Origin of the sequence: Pseudomonas sp. NPDC090755 (assembly GCF_044769005.1) — a bacterium.
In the GTDB taxonomy this organism is placed as follows: Bacteria; Pseudomonadota; Gammaproteobacteria; order Pseudomonadales; family Pseudomonadaceae; genus Aquipseudomonas.
In genome coordinates this window covers 554,936-572,612 of record NZ_JBIVXC010000002.1, presented here as the reverse complement: position 1 = coordinate 572,612, position 17,677 = coordinate 554,936, and the positions used below count along the sequence as shown (strand labels likewise).

Genomic DNA, 17,677 nt, shown 5'->3' with positions numbered 1-17,677 from the left:
CCCGCAGGGGGCGGGTGGACCGAATCAAGCCTCGGTCGCGTATTTGGCCAGGCGTGGATCGCCTTTCAGTACGGCCAGGGTGTTGCTGTGGACATCTTCTGCGGTGACGTCGGCTGTCTTGAAGATTTCCTGGAAGTGCTGGTGTGTGACGGCGGCGAAGTGGGCACGGTCTTGCGGTGCGACACCAAGCACCACGGCATAGGTGGTCAAGGCTTCGCCCTGGCCTTTGGCCATGTCTTCGGAGAGCTCGTTCATCATGCCGTTCATGGCGAACCAGGATTTACCGCCATAGGTCAGCGCCGCGTTGGTCGAGCAGCCGTTGGTGCCCGAGGTCATGCCGAAGGTGGCGTTGCCGGAGGTGCCGTTGGTGGTGGATGCGAGGAAGTGGGCCGGCGTGCCGCGCTGGCCTTCGAACAGCATGTTGCCCCAACCGCAGTCCGGTCCGCCTGGCGCCTGGGCCATGGCATTGATGGAAACCGCGGTGAACAGAGTACCCAGAAGAATCCGTTTCATAGCAATGTTCTCGTTTAGTCGTGCAAACCAAAAGTCAGGGTTATCTGGCATAGCTGTAGAGCGGTTGCCAGGGGCGGGTCGGTTGTTTACCCAGCCGCGCAGCTTGGAGTTTAGGCACGATCTAAGTCTTCGGGAACTTATTGCGAAAAATTGCCTGGAAAAATTGACGTAGAGCGGGTTTTGGACACTGCGACATATTGTAGCGATGAGCCTTGCAAGGCGCGGTCGGGCGGCGCCAGAATGCTTTCATCTGCCCCGCCGAAGTAAGGAAGCCCGATGCCCGATCCTGTCGCTGCGAGCCTGCGTCTTGCGCCAGAAGCCTTGACCCGGCCGTTTTCCGCCGAACAGTTCGCTTTTTCCACCACCAATGATCTGGAGCCTTTTCGCGGTGTGCTTGGCCAGGAACGTGCTGTCGAAGCCTTGCAGTTTGGCGTCGCCATGCCACGTCCCGGTTACAACGTTTTTGTCATGGGCGAGCCCGGCACCGGGCGTTTTTCGTTCGTCAAACGCTACCTCAAGGCCGAAGGCAAGCGCCTGCACACGCCGTCGGACTGGGTCTATGTCAACAACTTCGAAGAGCCCCGGGAGCCGCGGGCCCTGGAATTGCCGCCCGGCAGCGCGGGTGTGTTCGCCAGCGACATCGGTCACCTGATCGACAACCTGGTCGCGACCTTCCCCGCGGTGTTCGAGCACCCGTCCTACCAGCAGAAGAAAAGCGCCATCGACCGCGCCTTCAACCAGCGCTACGACCGGGCCCTGGATGTGATCGAGCGGGCCTCGCTGGAAAAGGACGTGGCCCTGTACCGTGACAGCAGCAATGTGGCGTTCACCCCGATGCTCGACGGCAAGGCCCTGGACGAAGCCGAGTTCGGCCAGTTGCCGGAGTCCGAGCGCGAACGCTTCCATGAAGACATCGCCGCCCTGGAGGAGCGCCTCAACGAGGAGCTGGCCAGCCTGCCGCAATGGAAGCGTGAGTCGAGCAACCAGCTGCGCCAACTGAACGAAGAAACCATCACCTTGGCGTTGCAACCGTTGCTGGCGCCCTTGTCGGAAAAATACGCGGAAAACGCCGAAGTCTGTGCCTACCTGCAGTCTATGCAGGTCAACCTGCTGCGTACCGTGGTCGAGCAACTGGTCGATGACAGCAAGGTCGATGCAGTGGCGCGCAAGATGCTCGAAGAGCAGTACGCGCCGAGCCTGGTGGTCGGCCATCACGCCAGTGGCGGTGCGCCGGTGGTGTTCGAGCCGCACCCTACCTACGACAATCTGTTCGGCCGGATCGAATACAGCACCGACCAGGGCGCGCTGTACACCTCCTACCGCCAGTTGCGTCCAGGTGCCTTGCATCGCGCCAATGGGGGCTTCCTGATCCTGGAAGCCGAGAAGATGCTCGGCGAGCCCTTTGTCTGGGATGCGCTCAAGCGTGCCCTGCAATCGCGCAAGCTGAAGATGGAGTCGCCGCTGGGCGAGCTCGGCCGGGTGGCGACCGTGTCGCTGACGCCACAGATGATCCCGCTGCAGATCAAGGTCATCATCATCGGCGCACGCCAGCTTTATTACGCGCTGCAGGACCACGATCCGGACTTCCAGGAGATGTTTCGGGTGCTGGTGGACTTCGATGAAGACATCCCCATGGTCGACGAGAGCCTGGAGCAGTTCGCCCAGTTGCTCAAGACCCGTACCAGCGAGGAGGGCATGGCGCCCCTGAGCGCCGATGCAGTGGCACGCCTGGCGACCTACAGTGCGCGCCTGGCCGAACACCAGGGCCGGCTGTCGGCGCGCATTGGCGACCTGTTCCAGCTGGTCAGCGAAGCGGATTTCATCCGTCACCTGGCCAACGATGAGATGACCGATGCCGGCCATATCGAACGGGCGCTCAAGGCCAAGGCCACCCGCACCGGACGGGTGTCGGCGCGGATCCTCGACGACATGCTGGCCGGGATCATCCTCATCGATACCGAAGGCGCGGCGGTGGGCAAGTGCAACGGCCTGACGGTGCTGGAGGTCGGCGACTCGGCCTTCGGCATACCGGCGCGGATTTCCGCCACGGTCTATCCCGGTGGCAGCGGCATCGTCGACATCGAGCGCGAGGTCAACCTCGGCCAGCCGATTCACTCCAAGGGGGTGATGATCCTCACCGGCTACCTGGGCAGTCGTTATGCCCAGGAGTTCCCGCTGGCGATCTCGGCGAGCATTGCCCTGGAGCAGTCCTACGGCTATGTGGATGGTGACAGTGCGTCGCTGGGCGAGGCCTGCACCTTGATCTCGGCGCTGTCGAAGACGCCGCTCAAGCAGTGCTTTGCCATTACCGGTTCCATCAACCAGTTCGGTGAGGTGCAGGCGGTCGGTGGGGTCAACGAGAAGATCGAAGGCTTCTTCCGTCTCTGCGAGGCCCGTGGCCTGACCGGTGAGCAGGGAGCAATCATCCCGCGGGCCAACGTCGCCACCCTGATGCTGGATGAGCGGGTGCTGCAGGCGGTACGTGCCGGCATGTTCCACGTCTATGCGGTCAGCCAGGCCGACGAGGCACTGAGCCTGCTGGTTGGCGAAGCGGCGGGCGAGCCGGATGCCGATGGGCAATTCCCCGAGGGCAGCGTCAACGCCCGGGTGGTGGAGCGCTTGCGGGTGATCGCCGAGATGATCGGCGAGGAAGAGCTCAAGGAGGCCGAGAAGGAGCACGCCGAGCAGCCGCTGGCCCAAGTCAAGCTGTCCTGAGTCAAATTATCGGCGCCCAGGCGGTCGTGACCGCCGGGCGCCGGTTTTTCTACACCCGGGTGGATTTCTTCTATGCTTCAAAGCAGGGAGCGCAATAACCACAGGATTGAAACAGCCTTGCCCGCAGGGCTGAACACAGGGTTTACCGAGGATCGCCGCCATGCCGCGCAGCCTCAGCCTCACCCGCCAATGCCTGGGCCTGGTGACCCGCATTGAATGCAGCATCCGCCCACTGGCCGGCGACAACGGCATGTGGACCCTGCTGTTCGCCGCCGGCATGGCTGGCGAACAACCTTCCGCCATCAAGGCCCAGGGGCCGTTCCATGGACCCTTTGTGGCCGAATCGGTCCTTAACGCCATAGTCGACAGCCTGACCCTGCACGGTTACCAGGTGGCCGACGACCCGCAGATCTGGTGCGTGCACCTACAGGCCCAGTTGCGTCGGGTCAATGGCGAGCGCGTCCATCACGTCGGCGACATTCAGTTCCACCCGGAAACCTGACGCGCCCGGGGTGGCTGATCATCGCGCCTGTGGCAGCGTGCCACGGGCTTTTCCTGTCATGACTGGCTGTTATACTCGCGCTCGCTTTTTTGCCATCTGACGGATTTTCAATGGAACGTATTATCGAAAATGCGATGTATGCCTCGCGCTGGCTGCTCGCGCCAATCTATTTTGGCCTGTCGTTGGGCCTACTGGCGCTGGCACTGAAGTTCTTCCAGGAGATCTTCCACGTCCTGCCTAACATCTTCTCGCTGGCCGAAGCCGACCTGATCCTGGTGATCCTGTCGCTGATCGACATGGCCCTGGTCGGTGGCCTGCTGGTGATGGTGATGATCTCCGGTTATGAGAACTTCGTTTCGCAGCTGGACATCGATGAAGACAAGGAAAAGCTCAACTGGCTGGGCAAGATGGACTCGTCTTCGTTGAAGATGAAAGTTGCCGCGTCCATCGTGGCGATCTCCTCGATCCACCTGCTGCGGGTGTTCATGGATGCGCGCAACATCGAGACCGAATACCTGATGTGGTACGTGATCATCCACATGACCTTCGTGGTATCGGCCTTCGCCATGGGTTACCTGGACAAGCTGACCAAGCACTGATCGTCCGATCGGCGTACTAAACGACCGCCCGTCCGTTGCAAAACGGACGGGCGGTTGCGTTTTTGCCTTGTGCTTTATCGCGTGCTGTACAAAAAATGAACCGTCACCCGAAGTGCCTGCTCAACGTTCCAGTCGCGAGGTATCCCCATGAACCTTCAACAACTGAGCACAGAGGCCAAGGCCGGTCATGTCGAAGAACTCAACCTGATTGCCCTCGAAGGCGGCGATTTCATTATCGAAGCCCGGGTCAAGGGCCACGCCCATCCATTGGATGACAAACATGGACAGCGGGTGAAAGTGCATTCAGTGGTCGATGCACAGCGTCTGCTCAACGGTTTGCCCTCCGTGCCGGTGCACATGGTGCATTGGTCGATGGATGATGAGATGTGCGGCGCTGGCAGCGCCGGCGACGGCGACCTGAAAATCCCGATGCCGCGCCGTTCTGCCTGGTAGCTGAACTGCTTTGCCGCAGTGTGCTAGTCTGCTCCCCCTTTTCATAAAGGGCGCAGTTGTCGTGCGCCCTGCAGCGGAGCAAGCAAATGTCCGAAATCAACCTGTCTACCGACGAAACGCGCGTCAGCTACGGCATCGGCCGTCAGCTGGGTGGCCAACTGCGTGACAACCCGCCACCGGGCGTGAGCCTGGAAGCGATCCTGGCCGGCCTGACCGACGCCTTCAACGGCCAGGACAGCCGCGTCAGCGAAGCAGACCTGTCGGCCAGCTTCAAGGTCATCCGTGAAATCATGCAGGCCGAAGCCGCTGCCAAGGCCGAAGCGGCCGCTGGCGAAGGTAAAGCGTTCCTGGCTGAAAACGCCAAGCGTGACGGTATCACCACCCTGGCCTCGGGCCTGCAGTTCGAAGTCCTGACCGCAGGCGAAGGCGCCAAGCCAAGCCGCGAAGACAGCGTGCGCACCCACTACCACGGCACCCTGATCGACGGCACCGTGTTCGACAGCTCCTACGAGCGTGGCCAGCCTGCCGAGTTCCCGGTCAGCGGCGTGATCGCCGGCTGGACCGAAGCCCTGCAACTGATGAACGCCGGTAGCAAATGGCGCCTGTACGTGCCGAGCGAGCTGGCTTACGGCGCCCAGGGCGTCGGCAGCATCCCGCCGCACAGCGTGCTGGTGTTCGACGTCGAGCTGCTGGACGTTCTGTAATACCTGATCGCGGGGCAAGCCCGCTCCCACAGCAATTGCCCCTGTAGGAGCGGGCTTGTCCCGCGATGCTTTTCAGTTCCAGTCGGCCCCGCCGCCAGGGCGCAACGCCCGGGCATAGCAGAACAGGAACAGGTTCCTCACCAATTCCTTGAGCACGATCGGCTCATTCGAGTTCAGACCATTGAGATCCAGGTCACCCTGGTCGCGCAGTTCGTCCAGTGCTTCTTCTTCAAGCACGGCACAGACCTCGCCGGTTTCCCGGTGCAGGATGCGCAGGTACGGATGGGGGCGGTCAAGCCAGGCGTCTATCAGATAAGTCATGGCTATTCTCCTTGGAAGCGTCCAATGAGAATAATTCTTATTATCAAAATAGCAAGCGCCTATTGGCAAAAAAAATGCCGGAGGGTGCTGCGTGCCGTTCCGAGGCTGACGACCAGCCCCGGAACCACAGGGGTCAAACCTTGCGGACGAATTCCGACTTCAGCTTCATCGGGCCGATGCCGTCGATCTTGCAGTCGATGTCGTGGTCGCCATCGCACAGGCGGATGTTCTTGACCTTGGTGCCGACCTTGACCACCAGCGAGGTGCCCTTGACCTTCAGGTCCTTGATCACGGTGATGGTGTCGCCGTCCTGCAGGACGTTGCCCACGGCATCCTTCTTCACCGTCTCGTCGCTTGCCGCTTCGGCCTCACCGCTCGCCGACCACTCGTGGGCGCACTCGGGGCAGATCAGCTGGGTGCCGTCTTCGTAGGTGTATTCGGAGTTGCATTTGGGGCAGGGTGGCAAAGTGCTCACTGGGGTTCCTCAAGACAAGCGGGTACAAAACCTACATTATATAGGGTTTTGTTGGCGAAGGGCGAATGCAATCGCGGGGCAAGCCCGCTCCTACGGCTGTAGGAGCGGGCTTGCCCCGCGATCGGGGAGGTGACGTATCAGTGGGTGCGGGCGACGGCGAATTCGCTCAGTTCCACCAGGGCGTCGCGGTACTCACTGGCCGGCAGCACGTCCAGGCAGGCGATGGCGCGGGCTACGTAGTCGCGGGCGAGCTGGGCGGTGTAGTCCAGGGAACCGGAGGCTTCGACCGCGGCGCGGATGCTTTCCAGGTCCTCGATGCCACCCTTCTGGATCGCCTGGCGGACCAGTGCGGCCTGTTCGGCGGTGCCTTCGCGCATGGTGTAGATCAGCGGCAGGGTCGGCTTGCCTTCGGCCAGGTCGTCGCCGACGTTCTTGCCCAGGGTCTGGGCATCGCCCTTGTAGTCGAGCAGGTCGTCGACCAGCTGGAAGGCCACGCCCAGATGGTCGCCGAAGGTGCGCAGGGCTTCGCTCTGCTCGGGGGTGGCCCCGGCCAGGGCGGCGGCGCTGTGGGTCGAGGCCTCGAACAGCATGGCGGTCTTGCCACGAATGACGTCCATGTAGACTTCTTCGGTGGTGCTGGCATCGCGCACTTTGGACAACTGCAGGACTTCGCCCTCGGCGATGACCCGGGTGGCCTTGGACAGAATCTGCATGACCGGCATCGAGCCCAGTTCGACCATCATCTCGAACGAACGCGAATAGAGGAAGTCGCCGACCAGTACGCTTGGCGCATTGCCCCACAGCGCGTTGGCGGTGGAGCGCCCACGGCGCATGCCGGACATGTCGACCACGTCGTCGTGCAGCAGGGTGGCGGTGTGCAGGAATTCGATGGTGGCAGCCAGCAGGCGCACATCGTCGCCTTCGCGGCCCAGGGCCTTGCCACACAACAGAACCAGCAGCGGGCGCAGGCGCTTGCCGCCAGCCGACGTGATGTAATCGCCGATTTTCGATACCAGCGGTACACGCGAAGTCAGCTGTTTCTTGATAATCTCGTCAACGGCGCTGAAGTCGTCCGCTACCGCGCGGTAGAAAGCTTGGGGTTGCATCGGCCACAGGTGCTCCATAAAGGTTGCGCGGCATGCTAGGTCGCGGGTCCCGGCGTGTCAAGGCGCGGTCCCGGCGGGCCGGGGGCGGGACTTGCAAGGGGCGCGTGGCTTGCGTACAATCGCGCACCCTGAACTTCCTGGGCAGCACCTGCCTTACGCAATTGCACTGGGCCGTTCCAGCCCTATGCAGCCATGCCAGCCAATACTCTTCCTATAAAGAGCTGGGTGAGCAGGATTATCGGAGAAATACCATGTATGCAGTAATTGTTACCGGTGGCAAGCAGTACAAAGTCGCCGAAGGTGAATACCTGAAAATCGAAAAACTGGAAGTCGCCACTGGCGAATCCGTTACTTTCGACCGCGTTCTGTTGGTTGCCAATGGCGACGACGTGAACATCGGCGCTCCAGTCGTTGCTGGTGCCAAGGTTGTTGCTGAAGTGATCTCGCAAGGTCGTCACGACAAAGTTCGCATCATCAAGTTCCGTCGCCGTAAGCACCACATGAAGCGTATGGGCCACCGCCAGTGGTTCACCGAAATCAAGATCACCGGTATTTCGGCTTAATCGCCAAAATCCCATTTCTGGAGAATTGAACCATGGCACACAAAAAAGCTGGTGGTAGTACCCGTAACGGTCGCGACTCAGAAGCCAAACGCCTTGGCGTGAAGATGTATGGCGGCCAGGCTATCGTTCCTGGCAACATCATCGTGCGTCAGCGCGGCACCCAATTCCACGCTGGCTACGGCGTTGGCATGGGCAAGGATCACACCCTGTTCGCCAAGATCGCGGGTAAGATCAAGTTCGAAGTAAAAGGCGAGTTCAATCGTCGTTACGTGAGCGTCGTTGCCGAGTAATCGCGCGATCGCTGGAAAAGCCCTGTCTTGCGACGGGGCTTTTTCGTTTGTGGGGTGAGTCTCTTGCAAAGCTGTTTGTATGGGCTGCCGGCGCTGGTGTTACGGTCGTTGACGGGGGCCGCCGCGCTCACTTTTGCAAGAGCCTTATGTCTTTGAGTCATTCAGCTCGTCCAGCTGACGAGAGGCGGTTTTTATGAAGTTTGTTGACGAAGTATCGATCCGGGTCAAAGCCGGTGACGGCGGTAATGGTTGCATGAGCTTCCGCCGCGAAAAATTCATCGAGAACGGTGGTCCCAACGGCGGTGACGGTGGTGACGGCGGCTCGGTGTTCATGGTGGCCGACGAGAACCTCAATACCCTCGTCGACTATCGCTACACCCGCCATCACGAGGCCCAGCGCGGCTCCAACGGCGGCAGCACCGACTGCACCGGCAAGAAGGGCGAGGATCTGTTCCTGCGTGTACCTGTCGGCACCACCGTGATCGATTCCGCCACCCAGGAAGTCATCGGCGACCTGGTCAAGGACGGTCAGACGCTGATGGTCGCCCAAGGCGGCTGGCACGGTCTGGGTAACACCCGCTTCAAGTCCAGCACCAACCGCGCCCCACGCCAGACCACGCCAGGCAAGCCAGGCGAGCAGCGTGATCTGAAGATGGAAATGAAAGTGCTGGCCGACGTCGGCCTGCTGGGTCTGCCGAACGCCGGCAAGAGCACCTTCATCCGCTCGGTGTCGGCCGCCAAGCCGAAAGTCGCCGACTACCCGTTCACCACCCTGGTGCCGAACCTGGGCGTGGTCAGCGTCGACCGCTGGAAGAGCTTCGTCATCGCCGACATTCCCGGCCTGATTGAAGGCGCCTCCGAAGGTGCCGGCCTGGGCATCCGCTTCCTCAAGCACCTGGCCCGTACCCGCGTGCTGCTGCACCTGGTCGACATGGCCCCGCTGGACGAAAGCAGCCCGGCCGATGCCGCCGAAGTGATCGTCAACGAGCTGACCCAGTTCAGCCCGTCGCTGGCCGAGCGTGAGCGCTGGCTGGTGCTGAACAAGGCCGACATGGTCATGGACGACGAGCGCGACGAGCGGGTCAAGGAAGTGGTCGAACGCCTGCAGTGGGAAGGCCCGGTCTATGTGATCTCGGCCATCTCCAAGCAGGGCACCGAGCAGCTCAGCCACGACCTGATGCGTTACCTCGAAGACCGCGCCGACCGCCTGGCCAACGACCCGGCCTACGCCCAAGAGCTGGCCGAGCTCGACCAGCGCATCGAAGACGAAGCCCGTGCCCAGTTGCAGGCCCTGGACGATGCGCGCGCCCTGCGCCGCAGCGGCGTCAAGAGCGTGCACGACATCGGCGACGACGATGACGACGATTGGGATGATGACGACGAAGACGGTCCGGAAATCATTTACGTGCGCGACTGACGCGTTGCAGTACACTAAACGCCGCTCTGATGAGCGGCGTTTTGGTATCTAAAGATCTATATAGGTTGGAAGAAGATGCGGAGCAAGGTGACGGGTGCGCAGCGCTGGGTCGTGAAAATCGGCAGTGCCCTGCTGACAGCGGATGGCAAGGGCCTGGATCGCGCGGCCATGGGTGTCTGGGTCGAGCAGATGGTGGCGTTGCATGAGGCGGGTGTCGAATTGGTGCTGGTGTCGTCGGGGGCGGTGGCCGCGGGCATGAGCCGCCTGGGCTGGGCCAAGCGACCGAGTGCGATGAACGAGCTGCAGGCTGCTGCCTCGATCGGCCAGATGGGCCTGGTGCAGGCCTGGGAGTCGAGCTTTGCCGAGCATGGCCGGCACACTGCGCAGATTCTCCTGACCCACGACGACCTCTCGGACCGCAAGCGTTACCTCAACGCTCGCAGCACCCTGCGCACCCTGGTGGAGCTGGGCGTGGTGCCGGTGATCAACGAGAACGACACCGTGGTCACCGACGAGATCCGTTTCGGCGACAACGACACCCTGGCCGCCCTGGTGGCCAACCTGGTGGAGGCCGACCTGCTGGTGATCCTCACCGACCGTGACGGCATGTTCGACGCCGACCCGCGCAACAACCCCGATGCCCAGCTGATCTACGAAGCCCGTGCCGACGATCCGGCCCTGGATGCCGTGGCCGGTGGCACCGGTGGCGCCCTGGGCCGTGGCGGCATGCAGACCAAGCTGCGCGCCGCGCGCCTGGCCGCCCGTTCCGGTGCCCACACCATTATCGTCGGCGGGCGCCTGGAGCGCGTGCTCGACCGCCTCAAGGCCGGTGAGCGCCTGGGCACCCTGCTGTCGCCTGAGCGCGGCATGCTGGCCGCACGCAAGCAGTGGCTGGCCGGCCACCTGCAGACCCGTGGCACCCTGGTGCTGGACGATGGTGCGGTGAAGGCCTTGCGCAAGGACAACAAGAGCCTGTTGCCGGTCGGGGTCAAGACCGTGCAGGGCAGCTTCCGCCGTGGCGAGATGGTGGTCTGTGTCGGCCCGGACGGCCTGGAAGTGGCCCGTGGCCTGGCCAACTACAGCGCCCTGGAAGCGCAGAAGATCATCGGTCAGTCCTCCGAAGCCATCGAAGGCCTGCTGGGCTACAGCGCCGAGCCTGAGTTGGTGCACCGTGACAACCTGATTCTGGTCTGAGGATGCTGCCGTGTTCAAAGGAATAGTTGCAGCGGCGCTGATGGCCTTGCCGGTCGTGGCGTCAGCCGAGGAAATCGGCCAGGTGTCGACCGTGTTCAAGTTCGTCGGGCCGAACGACCGCATCGTGGTCGAGGCGTTCGACGATCCGAAGGTCGAAGGGGTGACCTGCTACCTGTCGCGGGCCAAGACCGGCGGCGTGAAGGGTGGCCTGGGCCTGGCCGAGGACCGTGCCGAAGCCTCGATCGCCTGTCGCCAGGTGGGGCCGATCCGCTTCAAGGAACAGCTCAAGGATGGTGACGAGGTGTTCAAGGAGCGCACCTCGCTGGTGTTCAAGACCATGCAGGTGGTGCGCTTTCTCGACAAGAAGCGCAACACCCTGGTCTACCTGGTGTACTCGGATCGGCTGATCGAAGGCAGCCCGCAGAATGCGGTGACGGCGATTCCGATCTTGCCGTGGCCGCAGCAGTGACACCGCGCTGAGCCTATCGCTGGCTACGCCAGCTCCCACAAGGATCGGTCCCTGTGGGAGCCGGCATAGCCGGCGATGGGGCCTCAAAGGCCCCTGGCGCTCATCAGGCCGAGGTTTCTTCCTCGGCTTCTTCCCGCACCACCGCCTTCACTTCATCCAGGCGGCTGATGAACTTCCAGTCCGCCTCGTCGATGTAGATCCCGTTCGGTCCGCTACCGCCTTCCAGGTCGATCGCCACCCGCGCCGACACCTGCGGCTTCACGCTCGCCAGGATTGGTACGAAGCCCAGTTGCAGGCTGGTCTCCAGCAGCGCGGCCTGGTTGCGTTCGTCGATGTCGGCCGCTTCGTCCAGGTAGTACGGCAGGCGCACGCGACCGGCCAGGTCGCGGTCCATCAGGTGCAGCAACAGGTACATGTTGGTCAGCGCCTTGATGGTCATGGTGGTGCCGTTGGAGGCTGCACCGTCGATGTCGGTGTGGATCACGGGCTGACCACCGACCTTGGTGATCTCGAAGGCCAGTTCGAACAGGTCCTTCAGGCCCAGCTGGTTGTGGTTGGCCGCCACCAGCCGTGCCAGGTACTCCTTGGCCTCTTCGTTCTTGTTGTCCTGCTCGGCGCTCTGGGTCAGGTCGAACACCGACAGGGTCTCGCCTTCCTCATACTGGCCGGCGCTGTGGATGATCTGGTCGATGTGCTTGAGCGCTTCCTTGTTCGGCGCCAGTACGATGCGGAAGCTCTCCAGGTTGGAGACCTGGCGCTTGTTGATCTCGCGGTTGAACAGCGCCAGCTGGTGTTCGAGGCTGTCGTAGTCGCTGCGGATGTTGCGCAGGGTCCGGGCGATGTCGGTGACCGCTGCACGGCGGGCCTTGCCCAGGGTCAGGGCTTCTTCGGTGCGGTGCGAGTAGGCGTTGATCAGCAGCTGCAGGCGGCGCTCCATGTCGTCTTCGCTGTCGAACTTGGCCACGCCCTTGAGGCGCACCTGGGCGTACAGTGCTTCGATCTGGCCGTCGACGCGCAGCAGGCCCTGCCAGCTGTCCTGGTAGTCGTTGAGCAGCGGCAGCAGGTTGTCCATGGAGTCGTCCACCGGCTCCATGAACGGCGTGCCGAACGGCAGGTCGGCAGGCAGCAGCTGGCGACGGCGCAGGGCGTCGTCGAGGGTGCGCTGCTTGGCTTCCATGTCGGCGATCTGCCGGCCGACCAGCTGCAGCTTGGCCGACAGCTGCTGGACGCGCTCGGTGAAGGCGTCGCTGGAACGCTTGAGTTCGTCCTGGGCGGCTTCCATCTGCGCCAGTTGCTCGAGCTTGTCGCCTTCCTCGGCAGACAGGGTCTGGGTGCGGCGGAAGTCTTCCAGGGCTTTCTGCGCATCCAGTACCTGCTGGTACAGCGCTTCGGTCTGGGTCTTGCTCGCGGCGCGGTCGGCGGCCACGGCCTGCTGGGTCTTGAGCTGCTTGAGCTCTTTTTCCAGGCGCTCCTTCTGGTCGCGCAGGGCGGCACGGTCGGCCAGGGCCTGCAAGGCCGGCGGCTCGATGTGCGAGAGGTCGATGGACAGGCCCGGGGCTTCGAAACGCTCACCCTTGAAGCCGTCGAGCACCGCTTCCAGGGACTTCACCCACAGGTCGCTGTCATCCAGCTCGATGCCGCGGTCGCCCAGCGGCAGGCTGAACAGCGCGCCGTTGAACAGGCGCATCAGGCGCTCGACATCCTGCTGGGAGAACTCTTCGCGCAGGCGCGCATAGCTGTTGTTGTCGGCGTGGTCGAGTTGCTGCTTGACCGACTTGAGGCGCTTTTCCAGCTCGCGCAGACGCTCTTCCAGGTCTTCGGCGCTGAACTGGCGGGACTGGGCCAGGGCGCCGGCCAGTTCGTCGTGGGCATCCTTGGCGGCCAGCAATTGCTGCTCCAGGACCTTGACGTCATCGACCAGGGCAAAGCGGTGCTTGAGCACCGACAACTCGCCCAGCCAGCGCTGTACGCCGGTGATCTCGCGCTCCAGGCGCATCAGCTCCTGGGTGCCGCCACGCTGGTCGTTCTGCAGGTGATCCTGCTCGTTCTTGTAGTGCTCGGCCTGGATGACCAGCTCTTCCTTGCGGGCGGCGGCGTAGTCCTGCCAGGTGCCCAGCAGCGAGTCGAGCAGTGGCGACAGGCGGTGCAGCTTGCCGCGCAGGATGTCGCGCTGGATCACACCATTGGCCAAGGCCTCGACCAAGGGGCCGGCGGCGACCAGGGAGTTGTAGTCCTGCTCCATGCGGCGCACGTCGCGGAAGGCTTCCTCGCAGGCGGCGATGTAGTCGACGCTGCCCGAGCGCAGGCTGTGCTCGAAGGCATCGAGGAACAGCTGCTTGAGCTTGGCCGCGGTGATCTCGCGCATGTGCAGCAGGTTGATGAACAGGGCGCGGAAAGTCTTCAGGCTCTGCTCGCTGGTGGAGCGCAGCGGGATCAGGGTCAGGTCCAGCGGGATCGAGGTGTGACCACCGACCAGCAGGCGGCGTAGTTCGTCAGGCTTGAGCTCGTAGGCTTTCAGGCCGTTGCGCTCCAGGTTGTTGAACAGCTCCTTCTGGCGCAGGCAGGTATCGTTCTTCTGGTAGTGGCCCAGGTCCAGCTCGCCGGCATAGGCGAAGAACTGGTGGCCGAAGCCGCCACCCGGGCCGCGGCCGACCACGCCGATCACGTGCGGGCCGTGGGGCAGGTTGACTTCGCAGAGGATGTAGCTGGTGTCGCTGGCGAAGTAGAAGCGCCGCGACTGCTCCAGGCTGTACTTGCCGAAGCTCATGTCGGACATGCGCGCCAGGATCGGGAACTGCAGGGCGTTGATCGAGGCACTCTTGCCCAGGTTGTTGGCACCGTAGACCGACAGCGGGTGTTCCAGGGGGAACAGGCCAAGGCTGTAGCCAGCGGTGTTGAGCAGTGCGAAGCGGCGGATGCCGTAGCGTTCCTGGCTCATGCGTCAATCTCCTGTTGCTCTTCGGCAATGGCCCGGGCCAGGGCCTCTTCTTCGCTTTCCTCGAACGGGGTGAGGTCGAGGGGGTCGTCGGTGCGATTCAGCTCCTCTGGGCTTTCCTCCTCGACCAGCACGGGTACGGGCAGCGGCAGGGCGCTGTGCAGGCTGGCAGCCAGGTCACGGTCCTGCTGGACTGACAGGCAGACGTCGAGGAAGCGGTGCATCGGCGGCAGGAAGCGGTAGATGCCGTTTTCTTCATGGGCAAAGCCGAGCTGGGTCATGCGGCGCATGATCTTTTCTTCCAGCTCGTCGGGGGTCTGGACTTCAGCCTGGATGAACAGGTCGCGGTACTTTTCCAGCATCGACGGCAGTTCATCGCGGCCGAGGCTGCCACCGTCGAGCACCGACATCGGGTCGCGGCCCTGGTCAGCCAGGTGCTCGACCAGGATGAAGGTGAACAGCGACAGGCGCTGGGCGGTCTTGTTGACCTGGGCGGCGGCCTGCTCGGGAACGAAGTAGTAGAAACCGCGGGTGTCGCACACCAGCTCAAAGCCCAGGGCCTTGAACAGGCCGCGGTACTGGTCCTGGAAATTCGACAGCTGGGCGTACAGCTCGGGGTCGCGGCGGCTGATGTGAAAGCCCTTGAACAGCTCGCGGAAGATCGGCGCGAGCTGGGACAGTTCGGAAAGATCAAGATGCATGGGCAGGGCTCGCAGTAGGCTCAGGCGAAGGTTCGCGGCTGGATGTCAGGGCGAAGGAACGCAAGCTGACCAGGTGTTCGCGGGTGATGTAGTCGCGGCGTTCGAGGCGCTCGCGGGCAAAGCGTTTTTCCCGCGACAGGCGCGAGAACCAGTACAGCAGCTCGTCGGTGGCGCCTTCGGGCTCCTGCTCCAGCAGCCAGACCATCAGGTCGGGCAGGGGCAGGGCGCCTTCGCAGCGTTCGAGCATTTCCTTGACCGTGCGCGGCGCGCGCGGCGCATCGCCCCGGTGGCTCTTGTGGGCCTTGGGGAACTGCGCAGGCTTGGGCTCGAAGCGGGCCAGGGCATAGACATAGGCCTCGACCTGGCTGGCACTGCCGAGGAAGGTGCTTTGCGGGCGGGTGAACAGTGGCATGGCGGCCTGGGGCACGGCGTCCAGGCCCTTGCGGCGGATCACCGAGAGCGCCAGCGCGGCGCCACGGGTCACGGCGTTGTGTCGGCGGGCCTCTTCACGCAGCGGCAGCAGCAGTTCGCGGGCATGACGCAGGGTCAGCTGGGCGCTGGTCTGCATCTCGAGGATGCGCGCATGGGTGCGCAGCAGCATGTCGTCGTCGACCAGGTGGCCCAGGCGCGCCTGCTCGCCCAGCAGGCGCAGCAGCACGGTCTCGACCTTGCGCACGCCTTGCTCGAAGGCGCCGTCGGCGTTGACCAGCTGGATCATCGGTTCGACGTATTCGTCCCAGGTCGCCAGTACTTCGGCATATCGCTGGCGCAGGGGAATCTGCCGGTCACTGGTCTTGGCTCGTTCGGCCACGGCGACCAGGGCCTGTTCGTCGTTATCGAGCTTTTTCAGGACATCGCGCACGCGCATATCGAGCAGGCGCAGCTGGCGCGCCAGGTCGTTGCCGTCGCGAATCTCGAAGGCGTCCTGGATGTGCCCGGCCAGACGCTCCAGGTGGCGCAGGTAGGCTTCGATCTCCAGGCACAGGCCCAGGCGGTGTTCGCGGCGCAGGTAGGCGAGGAAGTCGTGGATCTGCGCATTGAGCTCGAAACGGTTGGGGCTTTTCGCCACCGGCACCAGGATGTCCAGGCGGATCCAGACGTCGAGCAGGCTGGTAATGTCCTGGGGCGTGCTCTCCAACTGCTGGTTGGCCAGTTGCTGGCGCAGCTCGGCGAGGCTCAGGGTGCCCCCGTCGAAGCGCTCGCACAACGGCTCAAGCAAGGCCCAGTGTTCGGCTAGGGCGCGCAGGACGCGCTTGGGTTCGATCATTGGCGGGTCGACTCGTTGCCAAATAAAAGCGCCGATTGTACTGCATCAGGCGGCTGTCGATTCACCCCCTGATCGTTTCAACGGGCATCCGGGCGGATTTGTGCCGATCAACAGCGGCAGCGAACGGCGAACAGCGGTAGAATGGCGACCCTGACTTATCCACAGATGGCCGATCCTTGTTAGTCGAGTCCCGCCGCCGCGCTTACCTCAACGCCATGCAAGTGGTGCACTGGCTGCCGCGTACCGAACTGCCGTTCGCCGCTCCGTCGCGCCCGGAGCTGTTGCTGCCGCTGGCGCCTGAGGTTGCGCCCGAGTTCGACGTGCCGCAGGCGCTGCCTGTCCAGGCGCCGGCCGGTGCGCCGGTGGCGCGCAGTGGCGAGCGACCGAAGATCGAGATTCCGCGCCCGGGCAGTACGCCCAAGGTTGCGGTCCCGCCTGCGCAGGAGGCCGAGAAGGCACCTGCGCCTCCCAAGCCCGCGCCGGTGCCGCCGCCGCGATTCGCCCTGCAGTTGCTGCGTGCCGGCAGTTGCCTGTTGCTGGTGGAGCTTGCCACCGGTCAGCCGTTCCAGAGCCGCGATCCGTCCTACCTGCTGCTCAAGGACATGCTCCGCGCTGCCGGCTTGCCCGACAGCCCGCAGATCATCGGTGAGCCGGTGCGCTGGCCATTGCTGGTGCGCGGCAATCTCGACCAGGGCCCGCAAGCGGCGACCGACTTCGTCCAGGGCTTTATCCAGGCCCGGCTGGAAGAGGCGCCCTGCACCTGCCTGTGGCTGGTCGGCCTGCCGGCCGTGCGTTTTGCCGGCGAGGCGGATGCCGAAAGTTATTACCGCGAGTTGCCGGTCGAGGGCCTGGGCGCTGCCTGGGCCTTGCCTGGCCTTGAACTGTTGATGGACGAGCCGCAACGCAAGGCGGATGTCTGGAAAGCCATGCGCCGGCTGATGGCGCGCTGGAAACCAAGTGATGAGTGACTCGATCAGCTTCCGCCGGATGACCGAGGCGGATCTGGATGCCGTACTGAAGATCGAATATGCCGCCTTCAGTCACCCCTGGACCCGCGGGATTTTCCTCGACGGGCTCAAGTCCTATGAAATCTGGCTGATGTTCGATGGCCAGCAGCAAGTGGGCCACGGCGTGATCAACGTGATCATCGACGAGGCGCACCTGCTCAATATCACCATCAAGCCGGAAAGCCAGGGCCAGGGCCTTGGTTTGAGGCTGCTGGAGCAACTGATGAAGCGCGCCTACGAACTCAATGGCCGCGAGTGCTTCCTGGAAGTGCGCGCCAGTAATCAGTCTGCCTATCGTCTGTATGAGCGTTACGGTTTCAACGAGATCGGTCGTCGCCGCGACTACTACCCGGTTGCCGGTGGCCGTGAAGACGCCCTGGTCATGGCCTGCACCTTGATCGAATAATCCGGTGTGGCGCGGGCGGGTTCGGGCTTGTCAGCGATGC

19 protein-coding genes are annotated in these 17,677 nt (G+C 63.3%); 12 read left to right on the top strand and 7 right to left on the bottom strand.

Annotated elements, in window-relative coordinates; genetic code table 11:
- Positions 1-24: 24 nt before the first annotated feature.
- Complete coding sequence (locus tag ACIQUS_RS06595; protein ID WP_403044434.1) at positions 25-513, bottom strand: DUF3015 domain-containing protein; 489 nt, start codon at positions 511-513, stop codon at positions 25-27.
- 276 nt (positions 514-789) lie between these two features.
- On the opposite strand from ACIQUS_RS06595, the gene ACIQUS_RS06590 reads away from it, so the two are divergent.
- The 5 genes from ACIQUS_RS06590 (at position 790) to ACIQUS_RS06570 (ending at position 5,486) form a co-directional block, all read left to right on the top strand.
- The gene (locus tag ACIQUS_RS06590) at positions 790-3,228 is read left to right on the top strand and encodes a Lon protease family protein (RefSeq protein ID WP_403044431.1); all 2,439 of its coding nucleotides are present in this window, start codon (positions 790-792) and stop codon (positions 3,226-3,228) included.
- Between the two features lie 160 nt (positions 3,229-3,388).
- Positions 3,389-3,730 carry a hypothetical protein gene (locus ACIQUS_RS06585; RefSeq protein WP_403044428.1) on the top strand — a complete coding sequence of 114 codons (342 nt, stop codon included), beginning with the start codon at positions 3,389-3,391 and terminating at the stop codon, positions 3,728-3,730.
- A 110-nt stretch (positions 3,731-3,840) separates the two neighbouring features.
- Positions 3,841-4,329, top strand: a complete 489-nt coding sequence (locus ACIQUS_RS06580) for a TIGR00645 family protein (RefSeq protein ID WP_038614811.1) — start codon at positions 3,841-3,843, stop codon at positions 4,327-4,329.
- A 147-nt stretch (positions 4,330-4,476) separates the two neighbouring features.
- Entirely contained in the window at positions 4,477-4,782 is a 306-nt protein-coding gene (locus ACIQUS_RS06575; protein WP_403044423.1) for a DUF6482 family protein, read from the top strand.
- An 86-nt stretch (positions 4,783-4,868) separates the two neighbouring features.
- On the top strand, positions 4,869-5,486 hold the full coding sequence (locus ACIQUS_RS06570) for an FKBP-type peptidyl-prolyl cis-trans isomerase (RefSeq protein ID WP_403044420.1): 618 nt from the start codon (positions 4,869-4,871) through the stop codon (positions 5,484-5,486).
- 72 nt (positions 5,487-5,558) lie between these two features.
- Here ACIQUS_RS06570 and ACIQUS_RS06565 read toward each other — a convergent pair whose 3' ends face one another.
- The 3 genes from ACIQUS_RS06565 to ACIQUS_RS06555 form a co-directional block, all read right to left on the bottom strand.
- Positions 5,559-5,807, bottom strand: a complete 249-nt coding sequence (locus ACIQUS_RS06565; RefSeq protein ID WP_403044417.1) for a hypothetical protein — start codon at positions 5,805-5,807, stop codon at positions 5,559-5,561.
- Positions 5,808-5,940: 133 nt separating this feature from the next.
- Positions 5,941-6,282: a zinc ribbon domain-containing protein YjdM gene (locus ACIQUS_RS06560; RefSeq protein ID WP_403044414.1), complete on the bottom strand. Its 342-nt coding sequence runs from the start codon at positions 6,280-6,282 to the stop codon at positions 5,941-5,943.
- A gap of 137 nt (positions 6,283-6,419) precedes the next feature.
- On the bottom strand, positions 6,420-7,388 hold the full coding sequence (locus ACIQUS_RS06555; RefSeq protein WP_403044411.1) for a polyprenyl synthetase family protein: 969 nt from the start codon (positions 7,386-7,388) through the stop codon (positions 6,420-6,422).
- A gap of 251 nt (positions 7,389-7,639) precedes the next feature.
- On the opposite strand from ACIQUS_RS06555, the gene rplU reads away from it, so the two are divergent.
- The 5 genes from rplU (at position 7,640) to ACIQUS_RS06530 (ending at position 11,321) form a co-directional block, all read left to right on the top strand.
- On the top strand, positions 7,640-7,951 hold the full coding sequence (rplU, locus tag ACIQUS_RS06550; protein ID WP_038614793.1) for a 50S ribosomal protein L21: 312 nt from the start codon (positions 7,640-7,642) through the stop codon (positions 7,949-7,951).
- Between the two features lie 32 nt (positions 7,952-7,983).
- Entirely contained in the window at positions 7,984-8,241 is a 258-nt protein-coding gene (gene rpmA, locus ACIQUS_RS06545) for a 50S ribosomal protein L27 (RefSeq protein ID WP_133215291.1), read from the top strand.
- Positions 8,242-8,434: 193 nt separating this feature from the next.
- Entirely contained in the window at positions 8,435-9,658 is a 1,224-nt protein-coding gene (gene cgtA, locus ACIQUS_RS06540) for an Obg family GTPase CgtA (RefSeq protein WP_403044408.1), read from the top strand.
- Positions 9,659-9,733: 75 nt separating this feature from the next.
- The gene (gene proB / locus ACIQUS_RS06535; protein ID WP_403044405.1) at positions 9,734-10,852 is read left to right on the top strand and encodes a glutamate 5-kinase; all 1,119 of its coding nucleotides are present in this window, start codon (positions 9,734-9,736) and stop codon (positions 10,850-10,852) included.
- A 40-nt stretch (positions 10,853-10,892) separates the two neighbouring features.
- On the top strand, positions 10,893-11,321 hold the full coding sequence (locus tag ACIQUS_RS06530; protein WP_403044638.1) for a CreA family protein: 429 nt from the start codon (positions 10,893-10,895) through the stop codon (positions 11,319-11,321).
- Positions 11,322-11,424: 103 nt separating this feature from the next.
- Here the strand turns inward: ACIQUS_RS06530 and mksF are convergent, their stop codons facing one another.
- The 3 genes from mksF to mksB are packed head-to-tail and all read right to left on the bottom strand — an operon-like array spanning position 11,425 to position 16,224.
- A complete protein-coding gene (gene mksF / locus ACIQUS_RS06525) occupies positions 11,425-14,259 on the bottom strand; it encodes an Mks condensin complex protein MksF (RefSeq protein WP_403044402.1) in 2,835 nt (944 codons plus the stop codon).
- Positions 14,256-14,957 (bottom strand): Mks condensin complex protein MksE, encoded by a 702-nt coding sequence (gene mksE, locus ACIQUS_RS06520; RefSeq protein WP_403044400.1) that lies wholly within the window; start codon positions 14,955-14,957, stop codon positions 14,256-14,258. The genes mksF and mksE overlap by 4 nt, the downstream gene beginning before the upstream one ends.
- Positions 14,947-16,224 (bottom strand): Mks condensin complex protein MksB, encoded by a 1,278-nt coding sequence (gene mksB, locus ACIQUS_RS06515; protein WP_403044397.1) that lies wholly within the window; start codon positions 16,222-16,224, stop codon positions 14,947-14,949. Before mksB ends, mksE begins: the two co-directional genes overlap by 11 nt.
- Before the next feature lie 176 nt (positions 16,225-16,400).
- On the opposite strand from mksB, the gene ACIQUS_RS06510 reads away from it, so the two are divergent.
- The gene (locus ACIQUS_RS06510) at positions 16,401-17,192 is read left to right on the top strand and encodes an energy transducer TonB (protein ID WP_403044395.1); all 792 of its coding nucleotides are present in this window, start codon (positions 16,401-16,403) and stop codon (positions 17,190-17,192) included.
- A complete protein-coding gene (gene rimI, locus ACIQUS_RS06505; protein ID WP_285862118.1) occupies positions 17,185-17,637 on the top strand; it encodes a ribosomal protein S18-alanine N-acetyltransferase in 453 nt (150 codons plus the stop codon). The genes ACIQUS_RS06510 and rimI overlap by 8 nt, the downstream gene beginning before the upstream one ends.
- The last annotated feature ends 40 nt before the right edge of the window (positions 17,638-17,677 follow it).

What these genes read in the sequence shown, in the direction of transcription:
- ACIQUS_RS06595 (WP_403044434.1), bottom strand. Translation starts at nt 513, where the DNA reads ATGAAACGGATTCTTCTGGGTACTCTGTTCACCGCGGTTTCCATCAAT.
- ACIQUS_RS06590 (WP_403044431.1), top strand. Translation starts at nt 790, where the DNA reads ATGCCCGATCCTGTCGCTGCGAGCCTGCGTCTTGCGCCAGAAGCCTTG.
- ACIQUS_RS06585 (WP_403044428.1), top strand. Translation starts at nt 3,389, where the DNA reads ATGCCGCGCAGCCTCAGCCTCACCCGCCAATGCCTGGGCCTGGTGACC.
- ACIQUS_RS06580 (WP_038614811.1), top strand. Translation starts at nt 3,841, where the DNA reads ATGGAACGTATTATCGAAAATGCGATGTATGCCTCGCGCTGGCTGCTC.
- ACIQUS_RS06575 (WP_403044423.1), top strand. Translation starts at nt 4,477, where the DNA reads ATGAACCTTCAACAACTGAGCACAGAGGCCAAGGCCGGTCATGTCGAA.
- ACIQUS_RS06570 (WP_403044420.1), top strand. Translation starts at nt 4,869, where the DNA reads ATGTCCGAAATCAACCTGTCTACCGACGAAACGCGCGTCAGCTACGGC.
- ACIQUS_RS06565 (WP_403044417.1), bottom strand. Translation starts at nt 5,807, where the DNA reads ATGACTTATCTGATAGACGCCTGGCTTGACCGCCCCCATCCGTACCTG.
- ACIQUS_RS06555 (WP_403044411.1), bottom strand. Translation starts at nt 7,388, where the DNA reads ATGCAACCCCAAGCTTTCTACCGCGCGGTAGCGGACGACTTCAGCGCC.
- rplU (WP_038614793.1), top strand. Translation starts at nt 7,640, where the DNA reads ATGTATGCAGTAATTGTTACCGGTGGCAAGCAGTACAAAGTCGCCGAA.
- rpmA (WP_133215291.1), top strand. Translation starts at nt 7,984, where the DNA reads ATGGCACACAAAAAAGCTGGTGGTAGTACCCGTAACGGTCGCGACTCA.
- cgtA (WP_403044408.1), top strand. Translation starts at nt 8,435, where the DNA reads ATGAAGTTTGTTGACGAAGTATCGATCCGGGTCAAAGCCGGTGACGGC.
- proB (WP_403044405.1), top strand. Translation starts at nt 9,734, where the DNA reads ATGCGGAGCAAGGTGACGGGTGCGCAGCGCTGGGTCGTGAAAATCGGC.
- ACIQUS_RS06530 (WP_403044638.1), top strand. Translation starts at nt 10,893, where the DNA reads ATGGCCTTGCCGGTCGTGGCGTCAGCCGAGGAAATCGGCCAGGTGTCG.
- mksF (WP_403044402.1), bottom strand. Translation starts at nt 14,259, where the DNA reads ATGAGCCAGGAACGCTACGGCATCCGCCGCTTCGCACTGCTCAACACC.
- mksE (WP_403044400.1), bottom strand. Translation starts at nt 14,957, where the DNA reads ATGCATCTTGATCTTTCCGAACTGTCCCAGCTCGCGCCGATCTTCCGC.
- mksB (WP_403044397.1), bottom strand. Translation starts at nt 16,224, where the DNA reads ATGATCGAACCCAAGCGCGTCCTGCGCGCCCTAGCCGAACACTGGGCC.
- rimI (WP_285862118.1), top strand. Translation starts at nt 17,185, where the DNA reads ATGAGTGACTCGATCAGCTTCCGCCGGATGACCGAGGCGGATCTGGAT.